We start from the raw sequence: 18,506 nt of genomic DNA on the forward strand, positions 1-18,506 counted from the left end.
CATGACAAAACGGGACGAAGAATTCAATCCTTTGAAGAATCTCCGCCATGATCTTCCGGCCAGTATAGTGGTTTTCCTGGTTGCTTTGCCACTTTGCCTAGGGGTGGCACTAGCATCCGGGGCACCACTTTTTTCCGGCATCATTGCTGGAATGGTTGGTGGAATTGTTGTGGGATTATTTACTGGTTCTGCTTTGAGTGTGAGCGGTCCGGCAGCAGGGTTGACTACAATCGTATTGGCTTCGATAGGTACTATGGGTGGGTTTGAATCATTTCTGGTTACAGTTGTGCTTGCAGGAATGATACAACTCACGCTCGGATTTCTACGGGCTGGAAGTATTGGCAACTACTTTCCATCGGCAGTGATCAAAGGGATGCTCGCGGCTATTGGTATTATACTTATACTCAAGCAGGTTCCTCATGCGGTCGGATATGATCATGATTTTGAAGGCGATGAAAGCTTCACTCAAAGCGATGGTGAAAACACCTTTAGTGAATTGCTGCACGCTACGGACTTCATACATCCTGGCGCTCTGATCATCTGTGCGCTTTCGCTCTTCATTCTTGTGATGTGGGACAAGCCCATAATGAAGCGCTTAAAATTTAGCGGATTCCTGCCGGCGCCCTTGATTGTTGTATTGTCTGGTCTCGGACTGAATGCAATCTTCAGGTCCAGTTTTCCCAATTGGGAAATTAAGCCTGAACACCTTGTTACACTTCCTGTGTCCAATGACATTGGAAGTTTCCTGGGGCAATTCACGCTTCCTGACTTCAGTGCAGTTACCAGACCAGAAACGTGGATGGTTGCGTTTACAATCGCCATCGTTGCAAGCCTTGAAAGTCTGTTAAGTATTGATGCTGTCGATAAGCTTGATCCTTTCAAGCGGACGTCACCATTGAATCGTGAACTTAAAGCGCAGGGACTGGCAAACATGATTAGCGGTCTTATTGGCGGACTTCCCGTCACTGCTGTCATTGTGAGAAGTACAGCCAATTTGTCTGCAGGAGCGAGGACAAAAACGTCGTCCATCGTCCACGGTGTGTTACTGCTTCTGACCGTTTTCTTTATTCCTTCTTTTCTAAACTTAATACCTCTGGCATCGCTCGCTGCGATCCTACTTGTTGTTGGATTCAAGCTTGCAAGCCCTTCGCTGATTAAGGGAATGTATAAAAAGGGATGGGATCAATTCATTCCGTTCGCAGTAACTATCATAGCCATTCTTCTAACGGATCTGCTGAAGGGTATTAGCATCGGCATTATGGTTGGGTTGTTGTTTGTTCTTAAGACAAATTTCAGACGTTCAATTATCAGTGCTAACGAGAAAGACAATTACCTGATACGTCTAACAGGAGACGTGACATTCTTGAACAAGGCCCTCCTGCGTCAGACGCTTCGTGACATTCCGAATGGAAGCAAAGTCGTTATTGATGGCACCCGTCCTTCATTCATTGATCAGGATATCGCCGAGACAATCTCAGATTTCTGTGATGCCGCATCAAACCGTCAGATAAAGGTGGAATTAAAACAATCGACGACAGCTCTAAATCCAATTTTCAAGGCATGAACATGCGCGAACGAATATTATTGGAGTCCCGACTCTGGAAGATTCAAAAAGAAAGCCTGGACAAGGACTACTTCAAAAGCCTTTCTGGTAACCATTTACCAAAACTTCTCTGGATTGAGTCATTTGGTAACGCTGCTTCGGTTTCCGAAATAACAAACACAGAGCCACACGAGGTTGTCGTTTATAGAAATCATGGCGGGCTATGCCGTGCCGATGATGCTAATTTCATGGCAGTTCTCGAATCGTTTATTGATAGCAGTGATGCACAGAACATAGTTGTCTGTGGTCACAGCAACTGCAATGCGGTTAGAAATACTGTCTCTGGCAAGGCCACCGGCGCCTATACGTCGCGTTGGCTGGAAGAAATTCATGAGATGCACGACCAGTATTCAATGGAGATGTCACCACTATCGCCACGGCAAAGGGAACGAAAGCTCACAGAATTGAACATACGCCGTCAACTTGACAACGTCCGTTCAATAGACGTTATCCAACGAGCCTGGGCGAACGGTCGTAGCGTACAACTTCTCGGTTGGTATCTGGACCTTAATCGGGGAGAAATTCAGGAAATTGACGCTGTATCATTGCGGGACTTTCATAAGGAAGTACCGGCACGTCATTGAACTCTTAAAGGTATTTTTCGCGCCCACTCATGTTGCCGAGCCCACACCGACAACAGAGTGGACCGCGAAAATATCATTCTATTTATATCTTTCGCCGCCCGCCCCACTCTACCTTGTACGCGAGTATGTGATCCTCACTTCTTTTCTATATTTGCGTGCAACTTGATCACGTAAATGAAGAATTTTGTAGAAGAAATGCGTTGGCGCGGCATGCTTCACGACCTGATGCCCGGCACGGAGGAGCAACTGTTAAAAGAGTCGACTTCCGGCTATATCGGTTTTGACCCTACAGCCGATTCGCTCCATATAGGCCATTTAACGCAAATCATGACGCTACTGAATTTTCAGCGAGCTGGCCATAAGCCGTTTGCGTTAGTCGGTGGTGCGACTGGAATGGTTGGAGATCCTTCGGGCAAATCAGCCGAACGAAATCTGTTGTCCGAAGAAATACTTCAGCACAACGTTGAGTGCGTCAGGGGACAATTAGAAAAGTTCTTGGACTTCTCCGGCAGCAACGCTGCTGAGATGGTGAACAACTACGATTGGTTCAAGGAATTTAGATTTCTCGATTTCATTCGCGACGTAGGAAAACATATCACGGTAAATTATATGATGGCCAAAGACTCGGTTCAAAAGCGGCTGGAGTCTGGCCTGTCCTTTACGGAGTTCACTTATCAACTTGTGCAGGGATACGACTTTTATTGGCTATATCAGAACAAAGGCTGCAAACTTCAGATGGGAGGCTCTGACCAGTGGGGAAACATTGTGACGGGAACCGAGCTCATCAGAAGAAAGGCTGACGGCAACGCGTTTGCTTTGACAACCAGGCTAATCACGAAGGCCGATGGCACAAAATTCGGAAAGACAGAAGGCGGAAACGTGTGGCTGGATCCGAAGCGCACTTCACCTTACAGCTTCTATCAGTACTGGATGAATACCTCAGACGAAGATGCTGCAAATTTCATTCGCATCTTCACGCAAAGGTCACGAGAGGAAATTGAAGCTCTGATAGCGGAGCATTCGAAAGCTGAACATGAGAGGAAACTGCAGCGTGCCCTTGCCGAAGACATAACGGTACGTGTTCACTCCAGACAAGATTACGATGGCGCAGTTAAGGCATCGACTATTCTTTTTGGGAACTCGACAGCAGATGATTTGCAGACCCTCGATGAATCCATCTTGTTGTCTGCTTTTGAAGGTGTTCCACAAAAGCGTATTTCCCGCTCCTCACTGGAATCATGCGCTTCGGTAATCGATCTTTTGTCAGTTACAACGGATGGTCTAGTATTTCCCTCCAAAGGTGAAGCACGCAAAATGATACAGGGCGGCGGCGTAAGCATTAACAAAACAAAGATATCAGATGGCAATGCAAAGCCAGAATACAGCCTGTTGCGTAACAAATACCTGATAGCACAAAAAGGTAAAACGAAATATTACCTCATCGTTGTGGAATAAGGCCGCAATGCGGCAGGTTCCAAAGCGATGCGGCTGACCATAATGGCCAGCCGCATCTGTGTGTAGTAAATACTTAGACTGATAATAATGCAGGTATCGTGTGGTCCAGTCGTTTATTTCGTATTACCAAATTTAAAGAGCTTAAACCCGGCAGACACCTGAAAAACCTGATTCTTAATGTCTGTTACTTTGGCTCCGCTTGCGGTGGTTAAACCATCGCTGTTGTCGCTGAGACCCAGGTTATACCTTGCGTCAATGGAGAGGCCAAATGGCAAATCCCATCCCACACCAAGTCCAAGACTGAAGTCTGTACTCTTGAGCTGACTCTTAACATCCTCGGTTGTATTGGGCTGCTCAAGCTTGGCAGAAGTTAGGAAACCTATTTGAGGGCCAACTTGCAAGTTTAGTCCTGCAATAGTATAGAGTTTGAAAATCAGTGGGACGTTTACGTAATTGAAATTGCTTTTTACATCGGGAGAGCCACTATAGTTGAACTTTGTACCCTGTTGTGAAAAGATTATTTCTGGCTGAAAGCCAACACGTTCTCCTCTGAACAAAACAAACGCACCTCCATGCCAACCGGTGCGATTAGAATAGTTTGCAGCAATTGACGAGTTAGCATCCAGCTTCGCAAAATTAGGACCTGCCTTGATACCAATAGCTATTTCCTGAGCCATCGCTCCAGACGTTAGCAGTGCAAAAGACAGGGCCACAAATAAGGTTGATTTCTTCATATGGTTTCTTACGTTAATATTGGTTCCGTGGTTGGCACCAATTCAAATTTCATTCCAAAATAACGTTGGAAAACACAAACAAGTATGCCCTATTTGCCGAAATGATACCGCACACCAAGCGATGGCGAAAACGTGTTTAATCCAAAAGTGATAGTACTTTCTTTATCATCATCACCGTCCTTGTCTGGATCATATGATGTGTACGTGAAAAGGTTTACTTTAAGATCTATTCCCCAGTGGCTGGTCGGGAACCAGGTGAAACCAGGTGTGATATAGAGGTTAAACCTGCTCGATTTTGAAGGATCGTTATCGTTATATCTTGATTTTGCCGCACCATAATTAACACCAAAATCTCCGACAAACGCAAACTGACTGTTCTTTGTAAACCGATAATATCGTAGAAAGGGTCCCACTCCAAATACGTTTTGCCGGTACTCATTGTTACCATTGTATTCGTCTTTAAGCACGGCCACGACAAGTTCTCCGCCCACTAATAAACCATCAGTAACAAAGTATCCAAGGGAGGGCATAAATGTAAAATTGGTCGATCGCTGCGGGTCCCCTGCTCCCGATCCCTGATCATGTGTGCCCGTATATGTAACATTTCCTCCAAGGGCAAAAGTACCCGCCGAGGTCTGCGCCATAGAAACTGAAATCGAACTGCATACCATCATGCAAACTGTGGCAATCTTCACTAAATTCTTCACGCTTATATTAGTTTGGTTAATAGTTACTCAACGGTCACCAAACTTGATTGCCGGGCGCGTTTACAACAATGCGTCGTCGACTGTAAAAGGGATTGTTACCCTTAGTTTATCGTTTGCGGAAAGCTCCTCTTTGACTGTCCACAATGCATTCTCATTACGCGCCCAGGCGCGCCTGGCAATGCCGTTGTTGACGTCAAAGTAAAGCATACTTTGAAGCCTTCTGTCGGCGTCCGCAGAGCCATCCAGTAACATACCGAATCCTCCGTTGATTACCTCTCCCCAACCCACACCGCCGCCATTGTGAATCGATACCCATGTGGCCCCACGAAAGCCATCACCAATTACATTGTGGATTGCCATATCAGCAGTAAAACGCGAGCCGTCATATATATTGGACGTTTCCCGATATGGGCTATCAGTGCCCGAAACATCGTGATGATCTCGTCCCAGCACAACAGGTGAAATCCTACCTGATCGGATAGCGTCATTGAAGGCCAGAGCAATTTTAATTCTTCCCTTGGCGTCAGCGTAGAGAATCCTAGCCTGTGATCCGACGACTAGTTGATTATTTCGTGCCTGAATTATCCAATCAAGGTTGTCCTGCAGCTGGGCCTTAATTTGTGCTGGAGCGGTTGTCAGTATTTCCTTTAACACTTCCGATGCAATTCTGTCAGTCTCTTCCAGATCAGATGTTTTTCCGGATGTACAAACCCACCTAAAAGGACCCAATCCGAAGTCAAAGCATAGAGGGCCCATAATATCCTGCACGTAAGACGGATATCTGAAGCTTTCACCATCCGAAGCCAAAATATCAGCTCCTGCCCTGCTGGCCTCAAGAAGAAATGCATTTCCGTAGTCGAAAAAATAGGTGCCTCTATCCGTATGCCGGTTAATAGCCGCAGCATGTCGCCGCAACGACTCCTGTACACGCACGCGGAATTGCCCAGGGTCATTTGACATCATCCGCTGAGCGTCGTCGAATGAAATTCCAACTGGATAATAGCCTCCTCCCCACGGATTGTGAAGGGACGTCTGATCAGAGCCAAGGTCTACTTTTATACCGGCGTCATAAAACGATTCCCAAACCTCAACAACGTTACCTGTATACGCAATCGAAACTACTTCGTTGTTCACAATTGCTTCCCGCACACGCAAAATCAATTTTGACATATCCGTAACAACCTCATCAACCCATCCTTGTGAATGTCGTTTTCTCGTTGCAAGATCATTAACTTCCGCAACGACGGTAACACATCCAGCGATATTCCCTGCTTTTGGTTGAGCGCCGCTCATGCCTCCGAGGCCCGAAGTGACAAACAATTTTCCTTTAAGTCCCTCCACTCCTGCTATCTTCCGCCCTGCGTTCAGAATTGTAATAGTAGTACCGTGGACAATTCCCTGTGGACCGATATACATGTAGGATCCGGCGGTCATTTGCCCGTATTGACTTACTCCCAGTGCGTTGAACCTTTCCCAGTCATCCTGAGTCGAATAGTTAGGAATCATCATCCCGTTGGTAACAACAACCCGTGGCGCATCTTTAGATGAGGGGAACAATCCCATGGGATGACCTGAATACATATGTAATGTCTGCTCATCTGTCATCATCGCCAGATACTGCATTGTAAGGAGATATTGCGCCCAGTTCTGAAACACCGCTCCATTGCCGCCATATGTTATGAGCTCGTGAGGGTGTTGAGCGAGTGCCGGATCAAGATTATTCTGAATCATCAACATAACCGCAGCCGCCTGCTGTGATTGATGCGGATACTCGTCCAATGGCCTTGCAAACATCGGATAGCGAGGACGAAACCGATGCATGTATATCCTTCCAAAGTCATGCAACTCCTTTGTGAATTCGGCAATCAAGACGGGATGATGCTTAGGATGAAAATAGCGAAGTGCATTTCGGAGGGCCAGCTTTCTCTCTACTTCGCTCAATATATTCTTCCTTCTGGGAGCATGACTCATACTTGTATCATATGGTTGCACCGCAGGCAAATCCACTGGAATACCCGCAAGAATTTGCTGGCGAAAGTCGTGATTGTCCATAGTTAGATGATGGCTGAAATATTTTGCTGCTCACGCGACTTTAGCCGGCCTGCGCATTTATCTATTAAGTCAGTTCGACGTCCGTGATATTTGGAAAGTTAGCGAATTGCAGAGGTAAACAAACAGGACGGTTCTCCTCTTTGAATTTATGATCGCAGCACGGAAACTCTTTCGTGGGTGAGAAATGCTTTTGTATACGCGTAGCCTATCTCTTCCAGTTCTCTTGCCCTTGTGACTTCAAAAGTGCTGAAGGCACCCAACTCTAAAGGCTCAACTATCAAATCACAATCAACCTTACTTCTCTCAGCATTGCAATTAATTGCAAGCAGCAACGTGCGTTCCAAAACATTCTTAAAATTGCGCGCAGGATTTGCCTGTATCACGGGATTACAATGCAGGCCCACAATATATTCGCAGTCTTTTCGAATTGCACGTACAGGGAAGTTGTCCGTTACGCCGCCATCAACATACGAGGTTCCATTAAGCACAACAGGGCTAAACATTCCCGGAACACAGCTGGAAGCCATCAGGGCCGGGATCAGTGGACCACTACGAAAGTAATATGGCTTACCTTTCTCGAGATCTGTAGCAGCAATTGTAAGGGGTAGCTTAAGCCCTTCAAATGTATTGTGAGGTACGAACTGCATCAGCAATGAATGAATACTTTCCATGCTGAGCAATCCGCGCAAAGTCCAGGCCGGACGCAGGTTCCTGAAAATTCTTGTTTGTATAATGGCATCCATTATTTCCGCCGGCCGCATGCCTTGCGCATACATGGCTCCGAGTATTGCACCAACACTGGTTCCGGAAATGCATGCAAACTTCACCTGGTGCTCTTCTAGTGCACGCAACATCCCGAGATGCGCGATACCTCTTGCACCTCCACCCGATAGAGCTAGTCCAATCCTCACAGTATGTTACTAAATTTCACTGAGCTTGAACGTACGGTCGAGACGGATGCCCTTCTCCGTATGCTTAACGGTGCAACATTCGTTATGGGGATCGTGCTCGAGAAACAGGACATATTCATTATCCGCAGCTTCCTTCAGAAACGAGGCCTTCTCCTCCATCGTTAACAATGGCCTGGTGTCGTAGGCCATTACGTATGGAAGCGGGATGTGCCCTACAGATGGAAGTAAATCAGCCATAAAACAAATGGTCCTCCCCTTATATCTTACCCTGGGAATCATCATCTTCTCTGTATGTCCCGATACGAAAAGAAAATCAATATCCTCGAAAGGTCTGGAATCATTTAAAAGAAATTGAAGATGGCCGCTATCCTGCATCGGCAGAATGTTCTCTGTCAGGAAACTCGCCCGCTCGCGAGGATTGGGTTTTGTTGCCCAAGCCCAATGGTCAGCATTTGACCAGTATTGAGCGTTTGGAAACGTCAGCTCAAATCCATCGCCCTTTCTTTCGACTCCACCCCCACAATGATCAAAATGCAAATGTGTTAGGAACATGTCCGTCACATCATTTGTGCTAAAGCCTGCACCATTCAACGATGATTTCAGACTTGCATCTCCGCTGAGAAAGTAGTGTCGAAGGAATTTTGAATCCTGCTTATCCCCGATCCCGTTATCTATCAGAATAAGCTTGTCACCGCACTCCACCAACAGACATCTCATCGCCCAGTTGCAGAGATTACGCTCGTCAGCTGGATTCGTTGTTTCCCAAATGGATTTTGGAACTACGCCAAACATGGCACCACCATCAAGCTTGAAAAAGCCGGTATCAATGACGTGGAGATTCACTTAAGTTGGAAAATTGTTTTTTTGATAAACAACGCCAGGGCTATTCGTTAACAACCCCCATGGCGCCGAATTTTTCAATTCGTTGATCGATACGTTTTTCTGCTTTGACTTTCTGCAGCTCTGCAGCGTGAGCGAGGATCGCCTTCTTAACTTCCTGCGACATCCACTTAACGTCGACATGAGCGCCGCCGAGAGGCTCCTTGATAATTCCGTCTATGAGCTTGTTAGCAAGCATATCTTTCGCGGTAAGTTTTAACACTTCTGCTGCCTGCTCCTTGTAGTCCCAGCTTCGCCACAAGATCGATGAACATGACTCCGGACTAATCACTGAATACCAGGTGTTCTCCAGCATGAGCACTCGGTCGCCAATGGCAATTCCCAATGCGCCGCCGGAAGCACCTTCTCCAATGATGATACATATCACAGGCACTTTCAGCATAAACATCTCCTTGATGTTTCGCGCAATGGCTTCACCTTGCCCTCGCTCTTCCGCTTCCAGTCCCGGAAAGGCACCTGGTGTATCAATGAACGTAACGATCGGTTTGTTGAATTTCTCCGCTATCTTCATCAGACGAAGAGCCTTCCGGTATCCTTCCGGATTAGCCATTCCAAAGTTTCTTAACTGACGCTGTTTGGTATTTCTTCCCTTTTGCTGACCAATCAGCATAAATGTCTGGCCTTCTATAGTACCGAATCCCCCGATCATTGCCTTGTCGTCGCCCACTGTTCTGTCGCCGTGTATCTCAATAAAATCGGTCGTAATCTCGTATATATAATCAAGTGTGTAAGGACGATCAGGATGACGTGACAACTGCACACGCTGCCATCCCGTGAGATTCTCAAAAGTCTCTTTCTTGAGATCCAGGATTTTCTTTTCAAGCGCCTTAACGGCAGCCTGTACCTCCTTGTCACTATCGCTGGCCAACTGATTCATATCAACAAGTTTCGCCTCCAGCTCTGCGATAGGTTTTTCAAAGTCCAATAGCATATGGTTGGTTTTGACGGCAAAGTTATAAGGATTAGGAACAATCGGTAATCAATGTGTCGGTTTGGAACCTTGTGGCAATGCCGGCCATTCACTGATTGGTGTGAGGTGTACCTTCCGGAATTCCACTTCAGATCCCTCGGCCTGAAGGGCTATTTGGCCACTTTTCGCTGTACAGTCGTATCCGAAGTTTACAAGGTCATTATTTAGCGTCACCTGAATGCTGTCTCCCCAGCACACGATTCTCATCACGTTCCAATCTCCCAATGGCTTTTCGGAGCCTTCAGTTAGATTCTGAACACGTCGCTCTTTACCTTCTGTTATGCCCCAGTTCTCCTTGAGCCCGCGACGCTTCTCCATGTCCGGCACCACTATATCTTCGACGATACACCAGAAGTCTCCGGCATTCTCGTGCATCATCTGCACCTCGATTGATTTAGGAAACATTTTATACAGAGCACGAGGGGTTGAGGCATGAACCAGCGCGCCACAGTTGCCAGGAGTTCCGGCGAAGCGATACTCTATATCAAGAATGTAGTTGGAATACGTTTTATCCGTAATAACATGTCCCTGAGGTGTGCCAAGGCTTACAAGCAGGCCATCACGGATTATGAATGGATTGACAGCAGAAGCATTACTGTCCATCTCAGGAACATCCACGTGCCATCCAGACAAGGACCTACCATCAAAAAGGTCAACCCCTATAGGTTCTTGGGTCTCCCCCGTCGAGCCGGGATTACGTGTTGTACAGGCCATCAAGACGATAAAAATAACTGATAAGTGGCGATAGCCTCCCAGAATGATGTGCTGATTCATTTAGTCGTGTTAAACAAGGTGTGCAACTTCTACCGGCTGGAATCTTTCGATAGCTTTCTAACCGAGCTCTTAGGCCTTGGTTTTGATTCTCGCAGCCGTCAGCACAATGAGCGAAGCTATGCAAAACGCACGCATTTGAGTTTGCAAGTCAATGATTTTTTTGGGATTGCAGCGATCCGATTTGGGAATTTTTAGATCGCAACAGGCTGGTAAACCACTACCAGAGTTCAAATTGGGCACTTCCCGGCAACGTGTGCAAAAATCTCCGACAATGATGACATTGGTCATCCACCTCATGCAGTTCAACGGCTATATTTGTTATGTTATCGTCAGCTGATGCTGTTGAAAGCTGGTAGCGGAAAGTCTACCGGTGCGGCAAAATGTCCACAAAGGGCGAAAGACGAAAGTCCCCGGACACCATTTTTTAGGCGGAATGCCACAGCTGGCACGTGTTTTCGATTCGAGGATGAAAAATGGATAAAACCACAAAGACTATGAAAGCTGTAATGTACAAAAGCCTGATCGCCGTGTGTTTGTTTGGTGCGTCGTTGACTGTGAAGGCCCAGGTACCTGCGGCATCTGCAGTGCTGGCCGGTCATGATGTCTCTATTAATTCTGTATCCGCATATCTTGAACTGGAACGTTCAATAAATACTTTAGGTACTTCACTTCACGATGCTTTTGTAGAACACCCTAACCTGCAATATCGCCCTGTCTATGGTGATGAAGGTCAAACACTTGGCTATATCGTTACAGGAGCCGGATCTGCTAAAGAAGCCAATGCGATATCCAGCCTGCTTATTGAGCTGGACGCTCTTTCCGCTATTGCATTATCTGTAGATCCACAGTTCTTGCCGTCAGCAAAAACAGATCGCGTCTCTAAGCGGGAAGCTCAAAACTAACTATTCACGCCGCTATTAAATAAGCTAAAAAGGCCACCCTACGGTGGCCTTTCTGCGTTATGTCCTGCCAGTCTCAGATCTTTATTTGAAGAATGGTTTGATAATTCGCGTTTCGATGAGGTAATTCATCCCCTCGACCAACCGCGCTTTGCTAATGAAGCACCTCTCCATTCTTCTATCCATTTTCGTTGCCTGTACTACCATGGCGCAACAGAAATCAAAATCAATGAATCTACTAGTCGGAACATATACCAAGCCGGGTAAAAGCGAGGGTATTTATGTCTACAGTTTTGATAGTTCTACTGGCGAATTGACTGAGAAGTCGAAAGTCACAGGAGTCAATAACCCATCGTTTCTGACAATTAGCAAAGATCGTAAACACGTCTATGCAGTAAACGAAACCTCAGAAGGAAACGTAAGTGCTTTTGGCTTTGACAGCCGCAGCGGTGTGCTCACGCCTGTTAACACGGCATCTTCTGGTGGAAATGGACCTTGCTATATTTCAACCGACAACCGTGGACGGTTTGTCTTTGTAGGAAATTATGGTGGCGGAAGTATCACAGCCATTCGGTTAAAGCCGGACGGCTCTTTGGATACCCAATCACAGACGATCCAACACGAAGGCAAAGGTGTTAAGAGTAATCAGGAAAAACCGCATGTACATGCAGCAGTGTTGTCGAAAGATGATAAGTTTCTTTTCGTTCCTGACCTTGGCACAGATAAGGTAAACATCTATCGCGTTGACTATGGGGCATCTCAACCTCTTACAAGCGGCACTTTTGCAACCGTTGAACCCGGCAATGGACCAAGGCATTTCACCTTCGACGCTTCTGGAAAAAATGCGTTCCTGATTCAGGAGATGACAGGTGTAGTTACGGCATATACTTACTCTGAAGGGAAACTAACATCCCGGCAATCACTATCACTTCCTCAATCAGGTTTCAGTGGAAAAATAGACGCAGCAGATATCCATCTCTCGCCCGATGGCAAGTTCCTCTATGCCTCTCTTCGAGGAGACCTTAACGAGATCGTGGTTCTTTCTATTGATTATACCGGCCTTATGAAATATGCTGGTCGAGTTTCTACAGAAGGAAAGACTCCCAGAAACTTCGCAATTGACCCGTCTGGAAAGTTTCTTTTGGTCGCTAATCAAAACAGCGACGAGATCGTCGTATTTTCTCGGGACCAAAAAACAGGGCTGCTCCATCCTACCGGTAAGAAATATTCTGTGGGCTCTCCTGTTTGCCTATTGTTCAGTCCTGAGTAAAAATGTAGCATTAATTCCACAGTTTCCCTCAGACCAAACTACTTTTTCGTCCAATTTTCGCAGAATACAATGCCGGGCACAAAACGTGTTGCCTGGAATTACTGTTAAGTATTAAATTCGGAGTCAAACTCAACGATCCGACGAGTGATTTTCTCTCTGCAGAGCAGTTCGTTACCGCATCGGACAACACCACCCCATCTGTTGACTCTTTTGTTTAGATGGGTATTGGCAGGACCAACCTGACGTCCGAAAGCAGTGTAAGAAACGTCTGAACGATTCATACGGAGTGATTGGATTTCAGCGTTGATATCCAACGTATTTTTTGTTGTATTAAAAATGGCCGTCAACAAATGAGGTTTGTATTATATGTACTGCTGATCACCGCGATTATCAACAATGCCTATTCACAAAAGGCTGATACGTTAAAGGAGGCTCCAACTGTGCCTCCCATCGCCGTTGAACCGCTGATTGCACCTATTGATACGGGCATACTCGAAACGCCTGCCTCTGTACCCGCCGGAAACATGCAGCTTTCCGCACCAGGTACTTATAACAAGCTTATCAAGCCGGGAGCCATAACACGCAACGGCATTTTTACTGTTCACAAGGTCGGCGACAAGTATTATTTCGAGATTCCGGACAGTCTTTTAGAACGAGACATTTTAATTGTGACAAGGATTGCCCAGGGTGCAGCAGGTATTCGTCCTGGGTATTCAGGATATGCAGGTGATCAGGTTGGTAATACCATTATCAGATTTGAAAAAGGTCCTGATCACAAATTGTTCCTTCGTCGCATCACGTTTGAAGAACAGCCGGGCGACAGCACTAATTCCATGTATAATTCGGTCGTACGATCAAACTTACAACCTCTTGTAGCTGCATTTGGCATTGGCGCCTATTCACTCAGCGGCAAGGGAAGTGTGATTGATGTTACGGACTATGTTAATGGCGATAATGACATTCTCTTTTTTAACACCACGACCAGAAAGTCGATGCAGGTTGGAAGTCTTGAGTCCAACATGAGTTACATCAAAGACATCAGCGCTTTTCCAATGAACCTCGAGGTGCGCACGATCAAGACTTATTCGCAAACCTCGTCAGACAATACATTTACTATTGAACTAAACACGTCGCTTGTATTGCTTCCAAAAGTGCCGATGAGAAAACGGTTTTCAGACCGGCGAGTGGGTTATTTCACGGAACGATATACAAGCTATGACGCCAATCCTCAAGGTGTAAAAGTTGTTAACTACATCAAGCGCTGGAGACTTGAACCTAAGCCTGAAGACGTCGAACGTTATAAAGCCGGCGAACTGGTAGAACCTCAGAAGCCTATTATATATTATATCGATCCGACGACTCCTAAAAAATGGGTGCCGTATCTTATGCAGGGTGTAATGGACTGGCAGGTGGCCTTTGAAAAGGCAGGGTTCAAGAATGCAATTATTGCCAAGGAAGCTCCCAGTGCTTCAGCCAACCCCAATTGGTCACTGCAGGACGCTCAACACTCAGCGATCGTCTATAAGCCATCGTCAATTGCAAATGCGGCAGGACCAATTATCACTGACCCCAGAAGTGGTGAGATTTTGGAGAGCCACATCAACTGGTATCATAACCTTATGTCAACACTTCATGACTGGTATATGATCCAGTGCGGAACAACTGATCCAAGAGCACGGAAGATGAAATTTGATGACGCGCTGATGGGTGAACTCATCCGTTCAGTATGTGCACACGAAGTTGGACATTCGTTAGGCCTGACTCACAATTTCGGAAGCAGTTCGAGCGTACCGGTAGATAAGCTTCGCGATAAAAAATGGGTGGAAGAACACGGCCATACACCATCGATAATGGATTATTCGCGCTTTAACTATGTGGCACAACCCGAAGACAGTATCTCTGAAAAAGGCCTGATCTCAAGAATTGGCGACTATGATCTCTGGGCCATTCAGTACGGATATCGATTGCTTCCTGAGATTACTTTGCCTGATAATGAAATTCCATTTCTGAATGGATGGATAATGGAGAAATCCAAAGATCGCAGGAATTGGTTTGGCTCAGAGTTCTCCAGTGAAGATCCGAGGATCCAAACAGAAGATCTCGGAGACAACGCAATGAAGGCAAGCGAGTACGGAATTAAGAATCTCCAGCGAATTGTGCCACAACTTGTACAGTGGACATACGAACCAAATGAGGGTTATAAGAATCTTCGTCAGGTTTACTCGGGGGTGATTACACAATTTCACTATTACCTCGGACATGTTGCAACATACATAGCAGGTACTTATGAGACTACCAAGTCTGCCGAGCAGATCGGCCCGGTGTTCTCACCCGTTCCGGCAAACCTTCAGCGGGATGCGTTGGGCTTTTTAAACCGACACGTCTTTCAGACTCCAAAGTGGTTACTTGATACAGCAGTTCTGTCTCGAACCGGGCAGTCGGCTGAGCAGATTGTAAACGATGCGCAACGGATGGTCATCAACGTCATCCTAAGCAATAGTAAGCTGAGCCGGCTCTCTGAGGCTGAAGCTATGTATGGAATAAAGGCCTACAGACTTGTGGAATACATGGATGAACTGGACAATATGATGTGGACAGAACTCGCTGACCACACTACTATAAACATATATCGCCGCTATCTTCAGCGTTTTTATGTGGAACGCTTAATGGAGCTAGGTAATCCTAAGTCGGGATGGGACAATCGCGACATTGGCCCAGTGACGAGAAACAAATTACTTGAGATCAGGGCACGCATTGAAAAGGCACTTCCTAAGACAAAGGATGCAATGACCGTGTATCACTTGCGCTACATCCTGGAGAAGCTTCCTGCCGCAAGCAAGATACCGGACTGAGCCTGGAGTACTCTACTACGAAAATTCGAAGTTTGATTTTGCTGCCTGTGCTTTGTCAGCCTCTGTTGGAGCGCGCCGTTGTGTTACAGTTTGCAGCACTGGCTTAAGCAAAGGATGGAAAACATAAAAAACTGCCCAGATCAGAAAGAATGAATAGTGTCTTCCAAATGACTTACGGCAATTCATAAAGTATTCACGCGGGAAATTTTTAGTTACAAGGAGAAGGATATAAACAAAGTGTTTGACCTTAAAAAGCTGATACAACGTTAATTCACGTAAAAGCTTCACCGGCTGTCCGGCGAACTCTTTCTTTCTATGCGTCCAACCCATGTCAAAAAGCATGACATTGAACCTCACGATATCATCTTCAAATTCCCAGGGCTGAAAACTCTTTACGGGGGTTTTGATTAAAGTATCGGCGCAATAATACGCATCATATGAATGCAATTGGTCCATCCAAAAATCCACGTCTGCATAGAAGCTGTATTCGGGCTTCAGGTAACCATACTTCTCAACCAGAGACTTTCTAACCATGGCCTCGCCGTACACAGGAGAATCAAAAGCGCTACGACGGAAATATTCGGCCAATAGTTGTTCCCTCTTAACTATGCCTTCTGGAAACTCCTGGCGGACATTAAAGATTTGATCCTCGCTGTCTGAATCGCCGAGAGCATTAAAAACCATGGCGACGTTTTCGTTGTTGACCATGGCATTGTACCATTGCTCAATCAGATCCTTTCGAAACCTGTCGCCATCATGCAAGATTGCTACATATTCAAATTGTGCCTGCTGAATTCCGAAGTTCAGATTCTCCGGCATTTGTTTGTTTTCAGCATGACGATAGTATTTAATGCGACTGTCCCGTAATTCAAAGTCGCGGCAAACGGATTCGGTGTTATCAGGGGAACAATCGTCGCATATAATCAACTCGAAATCCTGAAAAGTCTGTTTCAAAATATCGTCGATTGATAGCTTAAGTCTCTTTGCGCGGTTGTAGGTTACTAGGACAATACTGACCATGTCGTGGGCTTTTTCGGTGCTCAGTTAGAAACTAGCAGTCGTTTTCAAAAATCAAGCCGCGAAAATCTGCTTTTATGAGCAAAAGACCGTGTTTTTGAGGCAAATACTTTACTTAACCGGAGCTAACGGGATAGGCAGAAGTTAGTTGCGAAGTTCTTTTCGACTACTCCGAAGACACGAAACTTTTTTCTGTCCAAATCTCAATAAATTCCTCGATCGATTGCAGAATTTAGATGAGCAAAACCAGGCGTGTAAATTTTTCTACACATAGTAACTCTTGACCACACCCAGGGACAACCCAGATGGGAGCGAAATCACTCAGTGGCTATACGCAAGGAGAATGCGAGGGCAGGTGCCTGATATCATTTCTTCATTACCACGGTACCCATATACGAAATATAGTCTTTGTCAACCGGAGTAATTCTGATCGATGCTGAACCACTGGGCTGAAGGGTAATATTTATAACTGGATAGTTCCTTGTATCCTTAAGCTTTAGTTGAATCTCCCATGCACCCTTCTTTCCGGGTTTTGACTGATATTCGAAATCGCGTGACAGGAATTTGATACCGGCATCGTCTGTTCCCATCGGTGCCTGATAAGCACGGCCGGCGTATGGCAGGTCAGTAACTACTGTATCGGGAGTAACTGTAAACGTGTACAGCGTTGTCAACCTCCTGAAACCTCCACGGCGTGGACTCATAGATTCAACATTAATGGTGAATCGTTTATCCTTAACTGATTGATCAACACTGTCCTGCGCTTGTAAGTCAGTTCCTACAATTATTATAAACAGCATTGCTATGAGTGTTAACTTCATATAGGTGTCAGTTGGAGTGTAACCGAATATTGATGAACGACCAATATTTAGAATCCGAAAAATCACGCTTAAGCTACACATTAGCTGGCCTTGCCGCAAACGGCAGGAAAAATTGCAAGGTTATTTCTACATATGCGTTAGTACGGTGATTACTGAACACAATAATTAAGAACCCATGGAACGAAAACAATTTCTGAAAAGCCTCGGATGGTCAACTTTGGTTACCCCTGTACTTATGGGATGCAAGGATGAAAGTAACGATCCTTCACCGGTATCTGACACCGACAACTCAGATGAATCCTGCACGGTTACCCCTTCGGAAACAGCGGGACCATTTCCTACCAAGAGTCCATCAACTCTCATCATGGAAAATATAACCTCCGATCGTTCAGGAATTGCGATGAGTGTAAAGATAACTGTACAAAACTCGAATAATGGTTGCGAACCATTGAGCGGTGCCGTTGTCGATGTATGGCATTGCGACAAGGATGGTTACTACTCAGAATATGGTGGCACTGGAATGCAGCAGGCTAATTTCACTTCTTCACATTTTCTTCGGGGCAGGCAAACCACTAATGCCGATGGGCAAGTGGGGTTTACAACCATATTTCCAGGCTGGTATTCGGGAAGGGCACCGCACATCCACGTGCACATATACGATGCAAACGGAAAATCACTTTTGGTTACCCAGATTGCTTTCCCCACGTCGACTTGTGATACCGTTTATACATCAGCCGATCAGTTTTATACTAAGGGCAAACAGGACACTTCTAACATTAGTGACAATATCTTTGCTGATTCTCTCGATCAGGAAATGTCAACTGTCACAGGATCTGTCACTGATGGTTTCGAGCTGTCGCATCGCATAGTTGTAGCAGCATGATGCTTGAGTAAAAATTGTGCTTATCACTGCCAACATCGAACACCGGACCCCGTCAACCAATGTGATTTCAGCCA

16 protein-coding genes are annotated in these 18,506 nt (G+C 45.9%); 7 read left to right on the forward strand and 9 right to left on the reverse strand.

Annotation, left to right across the window (positions count from 1 at the left end; all coding sequences use genetic code 11):
• Position 1 precedes the first annotated feature (1 nt).
• The 3 genes from WBG78_RS18105 (at position 2) to tyrS (ending at position 3,642) form a co-directional block, all read left to right on the forward strand.
• Complete coding sequence (locus WBG78_RS18105) at positions 2–1,564, forward strand: SulP family inorganic anion transporter (RefSeq protein WP_337327873.1); 1,563 nt, start codon at positions 2–4, stop codon at positions 1,562–1,564.
• Positions 1,561–2,187 carry a carbonic anhydrase gene (locus WBG78_RS18110; RefSeq protein WP_337327874.1) on the forward strand — a complete coding sequence of 209 codons (627 nt, stop codon included), beginning with the start codon at positions 1,561–1,563 and terminating at the stop codon, positions 2,185–2,187. The genes WBG78_RS18105 and WBG78_RS18110 overlap by 4 nt, the downstream gene beginning before the upstream one ends.
• A gap of 174 nt (positions 2,188–2,361) precedes the next feature.
• Entirely contained in the window at positions 2,362–3,642 is a 1,281-nt protein-coding gene (gene tyrS, locus WBG78_RS18115) for a tyrosine--tRNA ligase (RefSeq protein ID WP_337327875.1), read from the forward strand.
• 113 nt (positions 3,643–3,755) lie between these two features.
• Here the strand turns inward: tyrS and WBG78_RS18120 are convergent, their stop codons facing one another.
• The 7 genes from WBG78_RS18120 to WBG78_RS18150 form a co-directional block, all read right to left on the reverse strand.
• On the reverse strand, positions 3,756–4,376 hold the full coding sequence (locus WBG78_RS18120; protein WP_337327876.1) for a porin family protein: 621 nt from the start codon (positions 4,374–4,376) through the stop codon (positions 3,756–3,758).
• Between the two features lie 89 nt (positions 4,377–4,465).
• A complete protein-coding gene (locus tag WBG78_RS18125; protein WP_337327877.1) occupies positions 4,466–5,083 on the reverse strand; it encodes an outer membrane beta-barrel protein in 618 nt (205 codons plus the stop codon).
• A gap of 60 nt (positions 5,084–5,143) precedes the next feature.
• Complete coding sequence (locus WBG78_RS18130; RefSeq protein WP_337327878.1) at positions 5,144–7,135, reverse strand: urocanate hydratase; 1,992 nt, start codon at positions 7,133–7,135, stop codon at positions 5,144–5,146.
• A gap of 146 nt (positions 7,136–7,281) precedes the next feature.
• Complete coding sequence (locus WBG78_RS18135; protein WP_337327879.1) at positions 7,282–8,046, reverse strand: patatin-like phospholipase family protein; 765 nt, start codon at positions 8,044–8,046, stop codon at positions 7,282–7,284.
• 9 nt (positions 8,047–8,055) lie between these two features.
• On the reverse strand, positions 8,056–8,889 hold the full coding sequence (locus tag WBG78_RS18140) for an MBL fold metallo-hydrolase (protein ID WP_337327880.1): 834 nt from the start codon (positions 8,887–8,889) through the stop codon (positions 8,056–8,058).
• Between the two features lie 40 nt (positions 8,890–8,929).
• Positions 8,930–9,877, reverse strand: coding sequence for an acetyl-CoA carboxylase carboxyltransferase subunit alpha (locus WBG78_RS18145; RefSeq protein WP_337327881.1), 948 nt, complete (start codon positions 9,875–9,877; stop codon positions 8,930–8,932).
• A gap of 48 nt (positions 9,878–9,925) precedes the next feature.
• The gene (locus WBG78_RS18150) at positions 9,926–10,690 is read right to left on the reverse strand and encodes a 3-keto-disaccharide hydrolase (RefSeq protein ID WP_443092789.1); all 765 of its coding nucleotides are present in this window, start codon (positions 10,688–10,690) and stop codon (positions 9,926–9,928) included.
• Positions 10,691–11,184: 494 nt separating this feature from the next.
• On the opposite strand from WBG78_RS18150, the gene WBG78_RS18155 reads away from it, so the two are divergent.
• The 3 genes from WBG78_RS18155 (at position 11,185) to WBG78_RS18165 (ending at position 15,711) form a co-directional block, all read left to right on the forward strand.
• Positions 11,185–11,592 carry a hypothetical protein gene (locus tag WBG78_RS18155; RefSeq protein ID WP_337327882.1) on the forward strand — a complete coding sequence of 136 codons (408 nt, stop codon included), beginning with the start codon at positions 11,185–11,187 and terminating at the stop codon, positions 11,590–11,592.
• 226 nt (positions 11,593–11,818) lie between these two features.
• Positions 11,819–12,859, forward strand: coding sequence for a lactonase family protein (locus tag WBG78_RS18160; RefSeq protein ID WP_337327883.1), 1,041 nt, complete (start codon positions 11,819–11,821; stop codon positions 12,857–12,859).
• Between the two features lie 350 nt (positions 12,860–13,209).
• On the forward strand, positions 13,210–15,711 hold the full coding sequence (locus WBG78_RS18165; protein ID WP_337327884.1) for a zinc-dependent metalloprotease: 2,502 nt from the start codon (positions 13,210–13,212) through the stop codon (positions 15,709–15,711).
• 15 nt (positions 15,712–15,726) lie between these two features.
• Here the strand turns inward: WBG78_RS18165 and WBG78_RS18170 are convergent, their stop codons facing one another.
• Together WBG78_RS18170 and WBG78_RS18175 are read right to left on the reverse strand one after the other, a co-directional pair.
• Positions 15,727–16,731: a glycosyltransferase family 2 protein gene (locus WBG78_RS18170; RefSeq protein ID WP_337327885.1), complete on the reverse strand. Its 1,005-nt coding sequence runs from the start codon at positions 16,729–16,731 to the stop codon at positions 15,727–15,729.
• 362 nt (positions 16,732–17,093) lie between these two features.
• Positions 17,094–17,549 carry a DUF4251 domain-containing protein gene (locus WBG78_RS18175; RefSeq protein ID WP_337327886.1) on the reverse strand — a complete coding sequence of 152 codons (456 nt, stop codon included), beginning with the start codon at positions 17,547–17,549 and terminating at the stop codon, positions 17,094–17,096.
• Between the two features lie 175 nt (positions 17,550–17,724).
• Here WBG78_RS18175 and WBG78_RS18180 point away from each other — a divergent pair, with 175 nt between their 5' ends.
• Complete coding sequence (locus tag WBG78_RS18180) at positions 17,725–18,432, forward strand: dioxygenase family protein (RefSeq protein WP_337327887.1); 708 nt, start codon at positions 17,725–17,727, stop codon at positions 18,430–18,432.
• The last annotated feature ends 74 nt before the right edge of the window (positions 18,433–18,506 follow it).

It is taken from the genome of Chryseolinea sp. T2 (assembly GCF_037203685.1).
Lineage (GTDB): Bacteria > Bacteroidota > Bacteroidia > Cytophagales > Cyclobacteriaceae > Chryseolinea.